At 63.5% G+C, this 260-nt stretch carries 1 pseudogene; it reads left to right on the top strand.

Annotated elements, in window-relative coordinates:
* Positions 1–260: pseudogene (locus SB756_RS31795) on the top strand (late control protein); the annotation flags it as partial.

Below are 260 nucleotides of genomic sequence, written 5' to 3'. Positions count from 1 at the left end.
GCAGTGGGAGCTGGGAAAACGTCCCTCTGCAGCAGATCGTGCGCGATGTAGCGATTCGCAATGGTTGGCAGCCGGTCTGCCCGGTCACCATCAAGGTGCCCCGGGTCGACCAGCTCAATGAATCCGACTTCAACTTTATCACCCGCCTGGCCAAGCAGTACGACTGCACGGCCAAGGTGGCCGACGGCAAGTTGCTGGTGCTGCCTCGGCAGGCCGGGCAGAGCGCGAGCGGCAAAGCCCTTGGCACCGTCACCATCACC

The organism is Pseudomonas sp. SIMBA_068 (assembly GCF_046534705.1).
Classification (GTDB): domain Bacteria; phylum Pseudomonadota; class Gammaproteobacteria; order Pseudomonadales; family Pseudomonadaceae; genus Aquipseudomonas; species Aquipseudomonas putida.
Note: the sequence above shows the minus strand (reverse complement) of the source record. Positions and strands in the feature narration are given on the sequence as shown.